11 protein-coding genes are annotated in these 13,266 nt (G+C 70.7%); 4 read left to right on the plus strand and 7 right to left on the minus strand.

All coding sequences use genetic code 11. The features are described from left to right. Positions 1-43 precede the first annotated feature (43 nt). Positions 44-187 (minus strand): hypothetical protein, encoded by a 144-nt coding sequence (locus IEY73_RS19310; RefSeq protein WP_189080652.1) that lies wholly within the window; start codon positions 185-187, stop codon positions 44-46. A 276-nt stretch (positions 188-463) separates the two neighbouring features. Between IEY73_RS19310 and IEY73_RS33675 the strand changes: the two genes are divergently transcribed. Then, a complete protein-coding gene (locus tag IEY73_RS33675) occupies positions 464-811 on the plus strand; it encodes a TfoX/Sxy family protein (RefSeq protein WP_229715965.1) in 348 nt (115 codons plus the stop codon). A gap of 24 nt (positions 812-835) precedes the next feature. Here IEY73_RS33675 and IEY73_RS19320 read toward each other — a convergent pair whose 3' ends face one another. From IEY73_RS19320 to IEY73_RS19330, 3 genes are read right to left on the minus strand one after another with little or no spacing between them, the layout of a single operon-like run. Then, positions 836-1,360, minus strand: a complete 525-nt coding sequence (locus tag IEY73_RS19320; protein WP_229715966.1) for a redoxin domain-containing protein — start codon at positions 1,358-1,360, stop codon at positions 836-838. Further along, the gene (locus IEY73_RS19325; RefSeq protein ID WP_189080653.1) at positions 1,357-2,826 is read right to left on the minus strand and encodes an NADH-quinone oxidoreductase subunit NuoF family protein; all 1,470 of its coding nucleotides are present in this window, start codon (positions 2,824-2,826) and stop codon (positions 1,357-1,359) included. Before IEY73_RS19325 ends, IEY73_RS19320 begins: the two co-directional genes overlap by 4 nt. A 49-nt stretch (positions 2,827-2,875) precedes the next feature. Next, entirely contained in the window at positions 2,876-4,714 is a 1,839-nt protein-coding gene (locus tag IEY73_RS19330) for a ferric reductase-like transmembrane domain-containing protein (RefSeq protein ID WP_189080654.1), read from the minus strand. 414 nt (positions 4,715-5,128) lie between these two features. Between IEY73_RS19330 and IEY73_RS19335 the strand changes: the two genes are divergently transcribed. Together IEY73_RS19335 and IEY73_RS19340 are read left to right on the plus strand one after the other, a co-directional pair. Continuing rightward, positions 5,129-6,013, plus strand: a complete 885-nt coding sequence (locus IEY73_RS19335) for a hypothetical protein (RefSeq protein ID WP_189080655.1) — start codon at positions 5,129-5,131, stop codon at positions 6,011-6,013. A 160-nt stretch (positions 6,014-6,173) separates the two neighbouring features. Next, positions 6,174-6,833, plus strand: coding sequence for a DUF3455 domain-containing protein (locus tag IEY73_RS19340; RefSeq protein WP_189080656.1), 660 nt, complete (start codon positions 6,174-6,176; stop codon positions 6,831-6,833). A 175-nt stretch (positions 6,834-7,008) separates the two neighbouring features. Here IEY73_RS19340 and IEY73_RS19345 read toward each other — a convergent pair whose 3' ends face one another. After that, entirely contained in the window at positions 7,009-7,905 is an 897-nt protein-coding gene (locus tag IEY73_RS19345) for an arginase family protein (protein WP_189080657.1), read from the minus strand. Beyond that, entirely contained in the window at positions 7,902-8,486 is a 585-nt protein-coding gene (locus IEY73_RS19350) for a GNAT family N-acetyltransferase (RefSeq protein ID WP_229715967.1), read from the minus strand. Before IEY73_RS19350 ends, IEY73_RS19345 begins: the two co-directional genes overlap by 4 nt. A gap of 166 nt (positions 8,487-8,652) precedes the next feature. On the opposite strand from IEY73_RS19350, the gene IEY73_RS19355 reads away from it, so the two are divergent. Continuing rightward, positions 8,653-10,425 (plus strand): glycoside hydrolase family 6 protein, encoded by a 1,773-nt coding sequence (locus tag IEY73_RS19355; RefSeq protein WP_306661509.1) that lies wholly within the window; start codon positions 8,653-8,655, stop codon positions 10,423-10,425. A gap of 129 nt (positions 10,426-10,554) precedes the next feature. On the opposite strand, the gene IEY73_RS19360 is transcribed toward IEY73_RS19355, so the two are convergent. Then, positions 10,555-13,047, minus strand: coding sequence for a LamG-like jellyroll fold domain-containing protein (locus tag IEY73_RS19360; RefSeq protein ID WP_189080658.1), 2,493 nt, complete (start codon positions 13,045-13,047; stop codon positions 10,555-10,557). Between the last annotated feature and the right edge of the window lie 219 nt (positions 13,048-13,266).

Here is a 13,266-nt window from a genome sequence, read left to right on the forward strand (position 1 = left end):
TGTGTGCCGAGTCGCTCCCCTGTGGATAACTCGGAGCGTCCGGTCAGGCGGTCGGCAGCGGCACGTACGTCGTGGTCACCGCGAACGTGTCGTCGCGCACCGCGTGGGTCAGCGGAGGTCCGCGCCTCGCGCGTACCGCAGAGGGCAGGCCCTGGACGGCGATGAACCGCCGCTCGGCCTCGATCACGAAACGGCATGCCTCTCCCTCGCTGAGCGGCCTCAGCCCGGCCGACCTCAGCCCGGCCGACCTCATCCGGGACGGCCTCATCGCCGGACGACCTCTCAACGGCCGCGCCACCGACGGCGACCGGGAACGCGAAGCCTCGCCGGAAAACTGTCGGACCCCGGTGGCACGATCCGCCTCATGGATCAGAACGGTGCGGGATGACGGGTGACCGGCGGCGGGACGACGCCACTCGTTCGGGGACTGTGCGATGCGCGTCCATGAGCAAGGCTGCGTGACATGACGCCTGCGGAACGATTCGACGCGGTGGCGGCTGAGCTGACCGCCGCCGACGGCGTGTCGCTACCGGCCGGCGGCCGACGTTTCGGCGGCCAGGCCCTACGGCGGCACGGACGCATTGTCGCGATGCTGACGCAGGGCCAGCTCGCGGTGCGTCTGCCCGCAGCCCGCGTGGACGCTTTGGTGGCCGCCGGTCACGGCACGCACTACGACGCCGGCCGGGGCTCGCCCATGCGGCAATGGCTGAGCTTGTCCCCGCAGTCGCCGTTGTCCTGGTCCGATGTGATGCGGGAGGCGGTGGAGTTCGGTGCGGCGCACCGCGATCACGGAAGCCATCTGCCGAGGTGACGACGGCGGGGTGACGACGGCGGGTCAGGCGAGCAGCCGCGTCAGCTCGGCACGCAGCTCTTGATCGTCCAGATAGGAGGTGGAGACCACATGGCCGGTGCGGTCGAGCAGCACGTACGTGCTCTGTTCGGTGATCCGGAACCGCCGCCACAGGGAGCCGGCGGAGTCGTCCAGGTTCGTCACACTGCCCACCTCCATATCGGAGATGAACTCCCGCATCGCCCGGTTGTCGCCCAGCCCGGCGATGCCGAGGACACCGAGACGGCCGCGGTACTCGTCGTGCACGGCCGTCACGGACCCGGACTGGGCGGCGCAGGTGGCACACCACGGCGCCCAGAACCACAACAGCGCCGGCTTACCCGCCATGGTTCGCGCGTCGAAGGGAGCGCCGTCCACGGTGGTTCCGGCAAAGGCGAGAGTCTCCGACGCCGCGACACGACCGGCGGCAGAACCCCGATCGGCAGAACCCCGATCGGTTGCGGCGCCGCAGCCGGCTGCCGGCATGAGCAGCAGCGCGGCAACGGTCAGACCCAGCCGCCGTACGTTCACCGGGTCGCCTCGGTGAGCCGCAGCGCCAGCGCCGGGCAGACGTTCACCGCCTTGCGCGCGCCGTTCTCCAGCCACGGCGGCAGCGGGGTCTGCGGGAAGGCCGGGAACCCGTTGGCATCCAACCGGATGATCTCCGGTGCCACCGCGGAGCACAGTCCGTGACCGTCGCATCGAGACCAGTCCAGTGCCAGCTTCCGGGCACCCTGGTCGGCGTGGTAGGGCAGCGGAAGCAGCCCTTGGACGGGCTTGCCACACCCCTCACCGTTGGCGTGCGCCTCGACGTCGGCGGCGAACACCTCCAGCGCGGACAGGGCGAACCGGGAGGTTCCGTCCGGGTGGCTGCAGGCACCGCGGCCCTTGACCACACCGGCAGCCGCGCGGACGTTCTGCAGCCCGCTGCCGCCGAGGGCGACGAGGGTGACGGCGCGCGCAAGGTCTGGCAGGCCGAGCCGGCATGGGCCGCACTGACCGGCGGACTCGCCCGCCAGGTACTGGGTGACCTGGGCGACCTCGCCGATCGGGCAGGTCTTGGATCCGATCGGGATGATCATGCCGGCGCCGAGCGTCGCACCCGCGGCGGCAAACCCCTTGCGGGAGATGGTGACCGTCTCCGCGGCCTCCGCGGTCATCCATTTGCCGTGATATCCGCCGACCAGGATGCCCGGCCCGATGTCCGCTCCGCACATGGTGAGGATGTCCATCAGCGGTGTGCCGGTGGGGCATTCCACCACGGCGGGTGCGGAGGCCGAGCCACCCACGGTCAGCATCACAGTGCCCGGTTCCTCCGGGATGCCGACCGCGTTGTACTCCCACGGCCCGAGCCGGGCGGCGATGGCCAATTGCGAGTACGTCTCGGCGTTGGACAGCAAAGTCGGCAGCCCGTCGACGCCGTTGTCGCTGGAGCGGACCTTGCGGCCGGGCGGAATGTGCGCCTCCCCGTTGATGCCGCGGACCAGCGCGCCGCCCTCCCCGGAGATGAAGCGGTGCGGGACCGTGACGATCCGGGTCGGCGCCGGCATCCGGCGTTCCGCCAGCGCGGCGGCCAGGGACGCCTGACCGATGCCGTCGTCGGCGATCCCGATGACGATCTCCTCGGCGTCCAGGGCAGCGGCGGCCAGCGCGGCGCCGTCGAGGATCAGGTGCGGGCCACGCGTCAGGATCGCCTTGTCCTTCCAGGACGGCGGCTCGCCTTCGGTCGCGTTGACGACGATCACCGGCGGCAGGTCTTGGCGGCGGCACGAGTCGATCACCGCACGCACCTTGCGGGCGAACGGGAATCCGGCACCGCCGCGGCCGCGCAGCTCGATGCGGTCGGCCAGGCCGACCAGTTCCCCCGAGGACAGCGCGGCGAAACCGCCGTGCACCTCCTGGTGTGCGACCAGGTCGAGGCGGCCGAACTCGTCGAATCCCGCGGTGATGCGTGGGGTGCCGATGCTGGTGACCGGGGGGACCTTGTTGGCGCTCATTTCCATACTCCGCTTCGCTGCACCTCTCGCCGGACCGCTGCTCGCCAGATCACTGCGCCTCGCCGCGCAGGACACGCCAGTACTGGTCGTCGCTCAGGTCATCACCACGCGTACGGGAGCCGCGGCGCCCACCGCGGCCCGCGCCCTGGCCGCTGGTGTCCTGCTGAGATGCCTTCATCGCTCGCCGGGACGCCATGTCGACCAGGGTCGGGGTCTCGTCGGATTCTCTCCAGTTCGGGTCGGCTCGCCCGGAGGCACGGTCCGCCCAGGGGTCCTGAGGTCCGGCGAGGTCGACGAACTCGGTGCGGTTGTGCCGGCCACCGTCGCCACGGCGAGGCGCGGGAACATTGCTGCGGGGCGGCCGCGGCCCGCGCTCCGGCATGCCAGGGTCGGCGTAGCGGCGCCCTCGGGGCTCCTCTTCGACGTACCGGCGGCCCCGGGGTTCCTCCTCAAGGTAACGATCATCGTCGGCGTACCGGTCGTCGTCGGCGTACCGATCGTCGTCGGCGTACCGATCGTCGTCGGCGTACCGATCGTCGTCGGCGTACCGGCGGCTGCGCGGCTCGTCGTCCTCGGCATAGCGACGACCCCGCGGCGCGACGTCGTCCTCGGCGTACCGGCGGCTGCGCGGCTCGTCGTCCTCGGCATAGCGACGACCCCGCGGCGCGTCGTCACGGTCCGCGCGCTCCATCGCCCGGCGTGACATCGGCCGGGTCACCTCGTCGTAGCGGTCCTCCGCGGCGCGGCGCCCGCGACGGGGAGCCCGGTCGTCGTACGCGGAGGGGCCGGCCGGCATGCCACTCATCGGCATACCGCTGACGGGCATACCACTGACGGGCATGCCACTGACGGGCATGCCACTGACCGGCATGCCACTGACCGGCGCGGCGGGCGCGCTGACCTGGCGCGGGCCCGGACGGCCGCTGACCGGGCGGGACGCGGGACCGCTGACCGGGCGGGACGCGGGACCGCTGACCGGGCGCGACGCGGGCTGGGCGCTGACCGGACGTGAGGTGGCCGCCGGCGCGAACGTCTGCACCGCCGGGTCGTCGTCGCCGACGGACACGCGCGGCTCGGCCGGGGCGGTGTCGCGGGCGCGGGGCTTGCGCTTGGGCGCCCCGCCGGCCGCGGTGGGCACCAGCGAGCCGACCGGCTTGATGGAGCCGCTGGCCGTGGACGAGAAGTCCTTCTTGCGGTTCAGGCTGACCGACAGCCGTACGGCCAGGGCAACAAGCACGAACAGGATGCACAGGATGTAGCTGACGATGACCCAGGTGGCCGCCGCGCGGCCAGCCGACAGTCCGTGCACCAGGGCGATCGGCCAGGACAGGTAGGAGATGCTGTGCAGTGAGCGCCACATCCACGGCTTGCCGCGGCCGGCGAAACGGGCCCGGACCAGCCCCGTCCACAGAACGCTGACCATGGACAGTCCGGCGATGGTGCCCAGTCCGACGTAGAAGGTGTTGTAGGCGGCGCTGAACGGGACGACCACGTTGATCAGGGAGATGTGGCCGATGGAGAACTTGGTCCACACGTGGATGCCGAGGGCCGCGACGGCGATCACGCCGGTGGTGCGGTGCGCGGACTGCAGCAGCACCCGCTGCCGGATCGACAGGACCAGCCGGTCGGTGGCGACCAGGCCGATCATCACCGTGATCGAGAGCGAGACCAGGCTCAGCACGCCCATGTAGAACTCCATGTACGCGAACATGTACACGTACGCGACCCGGCCGATCGGCGTGAGCATCGCAGCCGCCCACAGGGCCGAGATGACCGACACCCCGAGCAGCGCCATCGTCATCTTCGACGGCGGGGTGCGACCACCCGTGGCGCCCATGGGCACTTCCACACGACTGGCGGATCGTTGGTTCAGCTTCGTCCGGGCCATGACTCCTCGTTCTCCGCATCGGGAACGTCCCCCGGGCAGTGGGACGTCGGCGCTCGTGGGGGGCGCCCCGTGCTCGTACTCGCGGACCGGGAAGAGAGGCGGTTCGTGCCCTTCTCACGATGTGCCGTGCCTTCCCGTGCCCTCCCCCCATTACGTGCCGGGCGCTGCTGCGGATGAACGATCGGGCAGTTTTTACCGCGCGATTTGGCGGTGCCTTCCGGCCACACCGACCGACAGGGCCGTGAGCTGCGCAGATACGCGTCAGAAACCCGTGTTTAAGGCAAAAATAAGGTACGCGGGAGGGTGAGCCGGCGCACCCGCTGAACCTTTCCCGGAGCCGTCCCGAACTACTTGTCGTGCGGGCTTGCCGACACCTCGGCGCCTTTGACGCCTCTGGGTAAGGAGACGATTGCAGTGCGAATTCGCGCAACCGCAACAATGCTCTCTGCCGCACTCGTCGCGACGGTGACCGCGCCGAGTCTGGCGGCGCCCGCCGCCGCGGCGGTGGACGGCATCGACCTGACCATTCAGGGCCTGCCGCAGACGTTCACCGCGGGCGCAGGCGCCCGTACGGTCACGGTGGTGGTGTCCACCGACCGGGATCAGCGATGCCAGAAGGTCCGCTGGTCGCTGGGGATAGCGGCGGACGGCGTCGGGTTGAACCAGATCAGGATCGACCGGATCGAGCAGGACGGCTCCTTCCCGGTACGCGCGCAGACCGACGGCACCACCGCACTGATCACCGACGTGCAACTGGATCCGGGGCAGCTATGCCCCGGCCGCACCGTCTCGGCGCGCTACCTGCTCGCCTTCGACGACGACGCCCGGGGCCAGGTGTCCTTCCGGGCGCAGGCGTTCGACGCGGACGGGCGGCTGCTGCAAGAGGCATCCGCGGCCAGCCGCGTGACGGGCGACGGCGGCGAGACGGATCCGCCGAGCCCCTCCCCCAGCGCCTCGGCGGAGTCACCCGGCGCGGAATCGCCCAGCCCGGAGTCACCCGGCACGGAATCACCCAGCCCGGACCCGGACGGGACCGAGGGCATCGGCGGCGACGGCGGGGCGGCATCCTCAGGCGCCGATGGCGGCGCCGCGGCCGGACCGGCCGACGGCGACCAGTTATCGGCCGACCCGGCCGCCAAGAACGGTCGGGCGCCGAGCCTGCTGGGACCAGGCTTGATCGTCGGAGCGGTGCTGGTCTTCCTGGGCGTCGCGCTGCTGATGCGGCTGCGCCTGCGTGCCCGCGAAACGGCACGACACAGCCACCATCAGATGCCGGCCCGCTTCTACCCGGCGCCCTGACGCCAGACCCTGACGCCAGACCCGGACGACTTGGACCCAGGCCACCCAGAAATGGGCGACTTAGGTCATTCCTGCACAGAACTTCAGGCTGGCTTAAGGCGGCCCGGGTCGCCAGGCCCTACGGTGATTCCGCAATCACTGGCCACTGTGGAGGAACACCGTGAGTAAGCGCATTGGGATCTCAGCCGGGGTGGGCGCACTCGCGCTCACGCTGGTCGGCGTGTCCGCGACCATGTCGTTCGCCGGCGAAACCCCGGCCGACGTCGCCGGCAAGGCCGCCGGTACCCGGCAGGCCGCCGCAGCCAGCGGCCCGGCCGGCACCGCGGCAAGCGGCACCGCGGCGGAGCGTGCCGCCGCCGCGTTTCTGGGTGGCGTCCCGGCTGTGCCGGAGACCTTGAAGCCGCCGGCCGGGAACGTGGTGAACGCCGTCTACACCGCCAGTGGGGTGCAGGTGTACGGGTGTACGGACGGCGCGTGGACGCTTGTCGAACCAGCCGCGAACCTGACCGGCATCACGGTGCAGCCGGTGCGGAAGGTGAGCGCCATCCACTTCCGCGGGCCGAGCTGGGAGTCGGCCGAGGACGGATCGCTGGTCGAAGGCATGAGCCCGGTGTCGGCGCCGTCGGACACGCCGAACAGCATTCCGCAGCTCCTGGTCACCAAGAAGCTCACCCGCGGCACCGGAGTGTTCGGGGCGGTGACGTACATCCAGCGGCTGTCCACGGTCGGCGGCATCGCTCCGGCCGGGGGCTGCGCGGCGGACGCGACGGCCGGCGTGCCGTACCGCGCCGTCTACCGCTTCTTCGTCGCCGGCCAGTGAGGGCAGCCAGCGACTGAGGGCAGCCAGCGACTGAGGGCGGTCGGGGACCGACGGGCAGCCGAGAAACACCGACAGGCGGCCGGGGACCGACGGGCCGTTGCCGGCCAGCCGAGCACCAGCCGGGTAACCAGTCGGCGAGGGGGCGGCGGCCCATGCCGCGGGCGGCCGGGCCATCTCAGGATCGCGGCCACGCCTTCATCAGGGATGTCAGCAATTCCCGCCGGACGCGCTCCACCCCCAGGTCGTCCGGCGGGCCCCAGGGGCACGCCACGTTCAGTACCGCCACCCGGCCGCTTGCCAGCACTCGGCGTACCGCGTGCACCACCTCGGCGGTGGACGGGCCGCCCGGCGCCGGGAACAGCAGTCCCGGCATCTCCGCGCTGTCCACCACGTCCACGTCGACGTGCAGGATCAGCGGGCCTGCCGGCAGCTCGTCCGGGTTGAGGGCGGTCACGCCGCAGCGGCGTACCGCCGACGCGGCCAGATATCGTTCCTCGGCCGCGTCCAGGTCGCGGGCGCCGACCAGCGTCGCGCGGTCCTCGGCGATCGGACGCAGCCCGATCGGGCGTGCCCAGTCGCCCGGATGCGCGCCGAGCAGCAGGCGCAGGGCGAGCCCGCCGAGGTATCCGGACTCGGTGGTCTCCCGGGTGTGCACGTCACCGTGCGCGTCGAACCACACGATCGCCGGGTCCAGGCCGGCCCGCTGGGCGCCGGCGAGCGCGGCGGCGGCGAACAGGCAGTCACCGCCGATCACGGTGACTGGGTCGCCGGCGCGCACCGCGGCAGCGACCTGGCCGGCGGCGGCCGAGTTCAGCGCGGCCAGGCGCGGCCACATCCCGCCGGGCGCGTCGCCGTCCGGCGCCCCAGCGGCATCCGGCACCCCAGCGGCGGACAGCACCCCAGCGGCATCCGGCACCCCAGCGGCATCCGGCACCCCAGCGGCGTCCGGCACACCGGCGGCGGACAGCACGCCAGCGGCGTCCAGCACGACCGCGGCGGCGCCGGGCGGTAACGGCAGCATGTCCGCGGGCAGCCGCCGGTCCTGGTGGTATGGGAGCATGACGACCGTCACGCCTGTCCGTCCAATCGCAGCAGGGTCTCCTCGATGACGGCATCGCGCGCGTTCGCGTACGGCGTCTCCGTCCCGATGATCCGGAAGCCGGCCTTCTGCAGCACGCGCAGGGAGCCGTGGTTGTCGGCGGCGGCCCGCGCGTACATCGGGCGGACGGTCTGCATCCGCAGGAAGCTCGCCAGGGCCCGGCTGGCGACGCCGCGGCCCCACTGTTTGCGGTCGATCCAGTAAGTGATCTCGGTGTCGCCCGCGACGACGAAGCTGGCGATGGTGCCCGCCAGGACGCCGTCGGCTTCGACGGCGCGCAGGACCACGTACGGCGAGGTGCGCAACCGGACGAAGTGGGCGTCGAAGCCGGCCCGGTCGTCGGGGTCGTCGGCGGTGAAGGCGGCCATCCACACGGCTTGCCGGTCGCGCATCTGGTCGTAGAGCGCGTCCAGGTCGGCGTCGGCGACGGCGCGCAACGTCACCGCGGGGCCGGGACCGGGGCCGGTGCCGGTGCCGGTGCCGGTGCCGGTGCCGGGGCCGGTGCCGGTGCCGACCGTGCCAGGGACACCCGTGCCGGGCGCGTTGGAGTTCACGGCGGAAGCGTATCGGCTCCTCCGCCACCCGATCGATACCGGCTTTGACCTGCGGAAACGGCAGCTCTGTTAACGAAAAATTGCTGAACAATTTCTGGGTCATTGCGGTGGGAGCGCTCCCATGCCATGCTGGCGGAGCGATGCCCCTCAATCCCTGGAGTCCTGTATGAGACCCCGTTCCCCACACCTGGTCCGCGGCCTCACCGCCGCGGCCGCCCTCACCCTCGTCTCCGGTCTCGGCGTGGCTGTGGCGAGCCAGGCCAGCGCGGCAGCAGGATGTCGCGTGGACTATTCGGTGAACCAGTGGAACACCGGCTTCACCGGAACCATCAACCTGACCAACCTGGGTGACCCGATCACCAACGGCTGGACGCTGACCTGGACGTTCCCCGGGAACCAGCACATCACCAACGGCTGGAGCGGCACCTTCAACCAGTCCGGCCAGAACGTCACGGTGACCAGCCCGTCCTGGTCGTCGACGCTGGGTACGAACGCGACGGCGAACCTCGGCTTCAACGCCGACTACAGCGGGACGAACACGGCGCCGTCCTCGTTCTCGCTCAACGGCACGGCGTGCACCGGCTCGACGCCCACCAACCCGCCGACCACCACGCCCACCACCCCGCCGACGACGACACCCACCACGCCGCCGACGACCAACCCGACCACCCCGCCGACGACGAACCCGCCGTCGGGCACCAAGGTGGACAACCCGTACGTGGGCGCCCGTGGCTATGTGAACCCGGAGTGGAAGGCCAAGGCGGAGTCGGTGTCCGGCGGAAGCCGGGTGTCGAACAACCCGACGGGCGTCTGGCTGGACCGGATCGCGGCCATCGAAGGCACCTCCGACAGCAGCTCGAACGGCAGCATGGGCATGCGTGACCACCTGGACGCCGCGCTGGACCAGGGCGCCGGCTTCATCCAGTTCGTCATCTACAACCTGCCCGGCCGGGACTGCTCGGCGCTGGCCTCCAACGGCGAGCTCGGCACCGACGAACTGCCGCGCTACAAGTCGGAGTACATCGACCCCATCGCGTCGATCGAGTCCGACCCGAAGTACCGCAGCCTGCGGATCATCAACATCGTTGAGATCGACTCGCTGCCGAACCTGGTCACCAACACCAACGTCGCCACCTGCGCCACGATGAAGGCCAACGGCGGGTACGTGCAGGGCGTCGGGTACGCGCTGAACAAGCTCGGCGCCATCGGCAACGCCTACAACTACGTGGATGCGGCGCACCACGGATGGATCGGCTGGGACAGCAACTTCGGCCCGTCCGCCGACATCATGCTCGAAGCCGCCCGCGCGTCGGGCAACGTGAACAACGTGACCGGCTTCATCACCAACACCGCGAACTACTCGGCGCTGCGTGAGCCGTACTTCTCCATCAGCACGACGGTCAACGGCACGTCGGTCCGGCAGTCCAAGTGGGTCGACTGGAACCAGTACGTCGACGAGCTGTCGTTCGCCCAGGCGTTCCGGCAGAAGCTGGTGTCGGTGGGCTTCAACTCCAACATCGGCATGCTGATCGACACGTCCCGCAACGGCTGGGGCGGCCCGAACCGGCCCACCGCCGCGAGCACCTCGACGAACGTGGACACCTTCGTCGACCAGTCCCGCATCGACCGCCGGATCCACGCCGGCAACTGGTGCAACCAGTCCGGCGCCGGCCTGGGCGAGCGCCCGCAGTCGGCCCCGGCATCCGGCATCGACGCGTACGTCTGGATCAAGCCCCCGGGTGAGTCGGACGGCTCCAGCAGCCTGATCCCGAACGACGAGGGCAAGGGCTTCGACCGGATGTGCGACCCGACCTACACCGGCAACGAGCGCAACGGCAACAACATGACCGGCGCGCTGCCCAACGCCCCGATCTCCGGAGCTTGGTTCCCCGCCCAGTTCCAGCAGCTCATGGCGAACGCCTACCCGCCGTTGTCCTGATCGGCTCGGACTGCGGCTCGACTCCGGACCCCGCCCCTCGTTCCCAGGGGCGGGGTCCGGCCCCCACCGCAACAGCCCCGCCCCGGGGAAATACCGGGGCGGGGCTGTTCGCTTCGTGCGTACGGGCGGTCAGTTGCCGCTCTGGTAGAGCTCGGTGATCTCCGACGGGGACAGCGCCCGGTCGTAGAGGTGCACCTGGTCCACGGTGCCGTCCAGGTAGTCCACCGCGTTGCCGCCGAACTTGCCGCGGCCGATCACCGTGTGGCCGGTGGGGGCCGCCTGCGGCATGCAGGCGCTGACCTTTCCGGCGAGCTGGCCGTCCACGTAGAGCCGCAGCTCGCCCTTGACCGAGTCGCGCACGCCGACCAGGTGGTACCAGCGGCCGGCCTCCGGCTTGACCGGGGCCAGCGCCCGCACGCCCGCGAAGCTCATCGCGAACCGCTGGTCGGCGCCCGAGTACTGCAGGAAGAAGTCGCTGTTGCTGGCGCCGTCCTGGCTGACCACGGTCTGGAAGGCACCGTCCGCCTTGTCCAGCTTGACCCACGCCGCCGCGGTGTAGTCGGAGGCGGTGTTCACCAGCGGCGCGCCGGTGTCCACGTACTGGTTCGAGCCGTTCAGCGCGACGCCCTGACCGGTGTGGGCGTCGACGTAGGCCGGGTCGCCGACCAGGGTGGCGTCGTGGTCGCCGGCCTCGTCGGTGGTCGAGCCGTCCAGCGGGTAGTACGCCACGCCGGTCAACCCGGGTGTGCCGGCCGGCGGCTGCGGCACGCTGCTGCCGTCCCCGGTGGCCTCCCGGATGATCCGCCGGTTGACGTTGCGCACCTTGGTCATGTCCATCTTGGCGACCTGCCGGTCGTACGTGAAGAAGCCGTTGAGCTCGCCTTCCACGTCGGTGATCTGGGTGTAGATCGCCGCGCTGATGCCGCACGAGTTGGCCGAGGTGATGACCGCCTGCTGGTTCTGCACGTACTTCTTGGTCAGCGTGGCGGAATCCGGCTCCATCTCGTACGCCTGGCCGTCGCCGAACCACATGTGGTTGGGCACCTTGAGGCCGAAACCGCCGTGTTCACCGTCGATGGCTACGCGGGTGTCGTCGGGTGCCGGCGAGGCCGGGCCGGTGTACTGGTGGAAGTCGATGACGTCGCCGGCGCCCGAGTCGCCGTGGGAGTTGCAGCAGTTGACGCCGCTGTGCGCGTTGACCAGGCGAGTGGGGTCCTGCGCCTTGACCTCGTCGGCGATGCGGCCGGTGGCGTCCCGGTCCCACTCGCCCCAGCCCTCGTTGAACGGCACCCAGGCGACGATGGACGTCCAGTTCTGGTGTTCGCGCACCATTTCGTGCAGTTCGGACTCGAACTGGTCGCGCCATGCCGGCGGGATCGGGCCGGTGTTGCTGGCCGGCATGTCCTGCCACACCATCAGGCCCAGCTTGTCCGCCCAGTAGTACCAGCGGTCCGGCTCCACCTTGATGTGCTTGCGCACCGCGTTGAAGCCCATCGCCTTGTGCTGTTCCAGGTCGAAACGCAGGCCGGCGTCGGTCGGCGCGGTGTTCAGCCCGTCCGGCCAGAAGCCCTGGTCGAGGGTGGCCATGTTGAACAGGATCTGGCCGTTGAGCGCGATCCGGTTCTTGCCGTCGGCGCCCTTCTTGATGCCGATCTCGCGCAGCCCGAAGTAGGAGCCGACGGTGTCCACCGTGGTGCCCTTGTCCTTCAGGGACACCTCGAGGTCGTACAGGTACGGATGGTCCGGGGACCACAGTTTCGGGTTGCGGATCGGCAGGGTCAGCTCGGTGTTCGCGGCGCCGGTGACGTGCCCGACGTTCGCGCCGTTGGCGGCCCGCGCCACCAGCTTGGCCTTCAGATCGCCGCTGTCCACGGTGTGCACGGTGACCTTGAGCGTCCCGGCCTCGACGTCCGGTGTCATGGACAGGCTCGCGATGTGCGCCGCCGGCACCGGCTCCATCCACACCGTCCGCCAGATGCCGGAGCTGCCCTGGTAGAAGATGCCGTGGTCGCTGGTGCGGCGCTGCTTGCCGATGGGCTGGCCGGTGGCGTCGGTGAGGTCTTCGGCCCAGACGATCAGCTCCTGCGGACCGTTGCCGCGCAGCGCGTCGGTGACGTCCACGTCGAAGCCGTCGTAGCCGCCGCGGTGGGTCGCCACCTGGGTGCCGTTGACCCACACCTTGGCGTCGTAGTCGACCGCGCCGAAGTGCAGCAGCAGCCGGTTCCCGGCGGCCAGGCGCCACGCCGCCGGGACGGTGAAGGTGCGCCGGTACCACATGCGGTCCTCGTGCCGCTGGATGCCGGACAACGCGGACTCGATCGGGTAGGGCACCAGCACCCGCTCGCCGAGGTCCTGCCCGACCGGGGGCGCCTGGTCCACGTCGGCCTTGGCGAACTGCCACACGCCGTTGAGGTTGCGCCATGCGTCGCGGGTCATCTGCGGCCGCGGGTATTCGGGCAGCGCGTTGTTCGGGCCGACCTCGGCCGTCCACGGGGTGGACAGCGGCGGGTTGCCCTTGTGCCAGGCCGGTGCCGCGCTCGCGCCCTGCGCCGGCGCGATGAAACCGGCCGTGAGCAGGGTCGCGGCGGCTACCGTCAGTGCCCGCCGTCGTCGTTTCAGCATGGGTTCGCTCCCTTTCATCGCCACGCGGGCAGCACCGTCCGGCGCGCCACGTGTCCGTGTGGAGCGCTCGCGGTCCGCCATGAGCAAACACATTTCAACAACGTTGCTCAGGTAACGTCAAGGTTGCGCGCGTATCAAATCGAGCGTTGGACACGTTTCAACATCGTTCGTCCGGCCTGGACGAACGATGCGGAGAAGCCGACGCCGGCCAAACCGACG

The sequence above is a fragment of the Mangrovihabitans endophyticus genome (assembly GCF_014646155.1).
GTDB lineage: Bacteria > Actinomycetota > Actinomycetes > Mycobacteriales > Micromonosporaceae > Actinoplanes > Actinoplanes endophyticus.

Excerpts from the sequence above, each read along its gene's own strand:
- IEY73_RS33675 (WP_229715965.1), top strand. The coding sequence starts at position 464 with ATGACGCCTGCGGAACGATTCGACGCGGTGGCGGCTGAGCTGACCGCC.
- IEY73_RS19325 (WP_189080653.1), bottom strand. The coding sequence starts at position 2,826 with ATGAGCGCCAACAAGGTCCCCCCGGTCACCAGCATCGGCACCCCACGC.
- IEY73_RS19355 (WP_306661509.1), top strand. The coding sequence starts at position 8,653 with ATGAGACCCCGTTCCCCACACCTGGTCCGCGGCCTCACCGCCGCGGCC.
- IEY73_RS19330 (WP_189080654.1), bottom strand. The coding sequence starts at position 4,714 with ATGGCCCGGACGAAGCTGAACCAACGATCCGCCAGTCGTGTGGAAGTG.
- IEY73_RS19360 (WP_189080658.1), bottom strand. The coding sequence starts at position 13,047 with ATGCTGAAACGACGACGGCGGGCACTGACGGTAGCCGCCGCGACCCTG.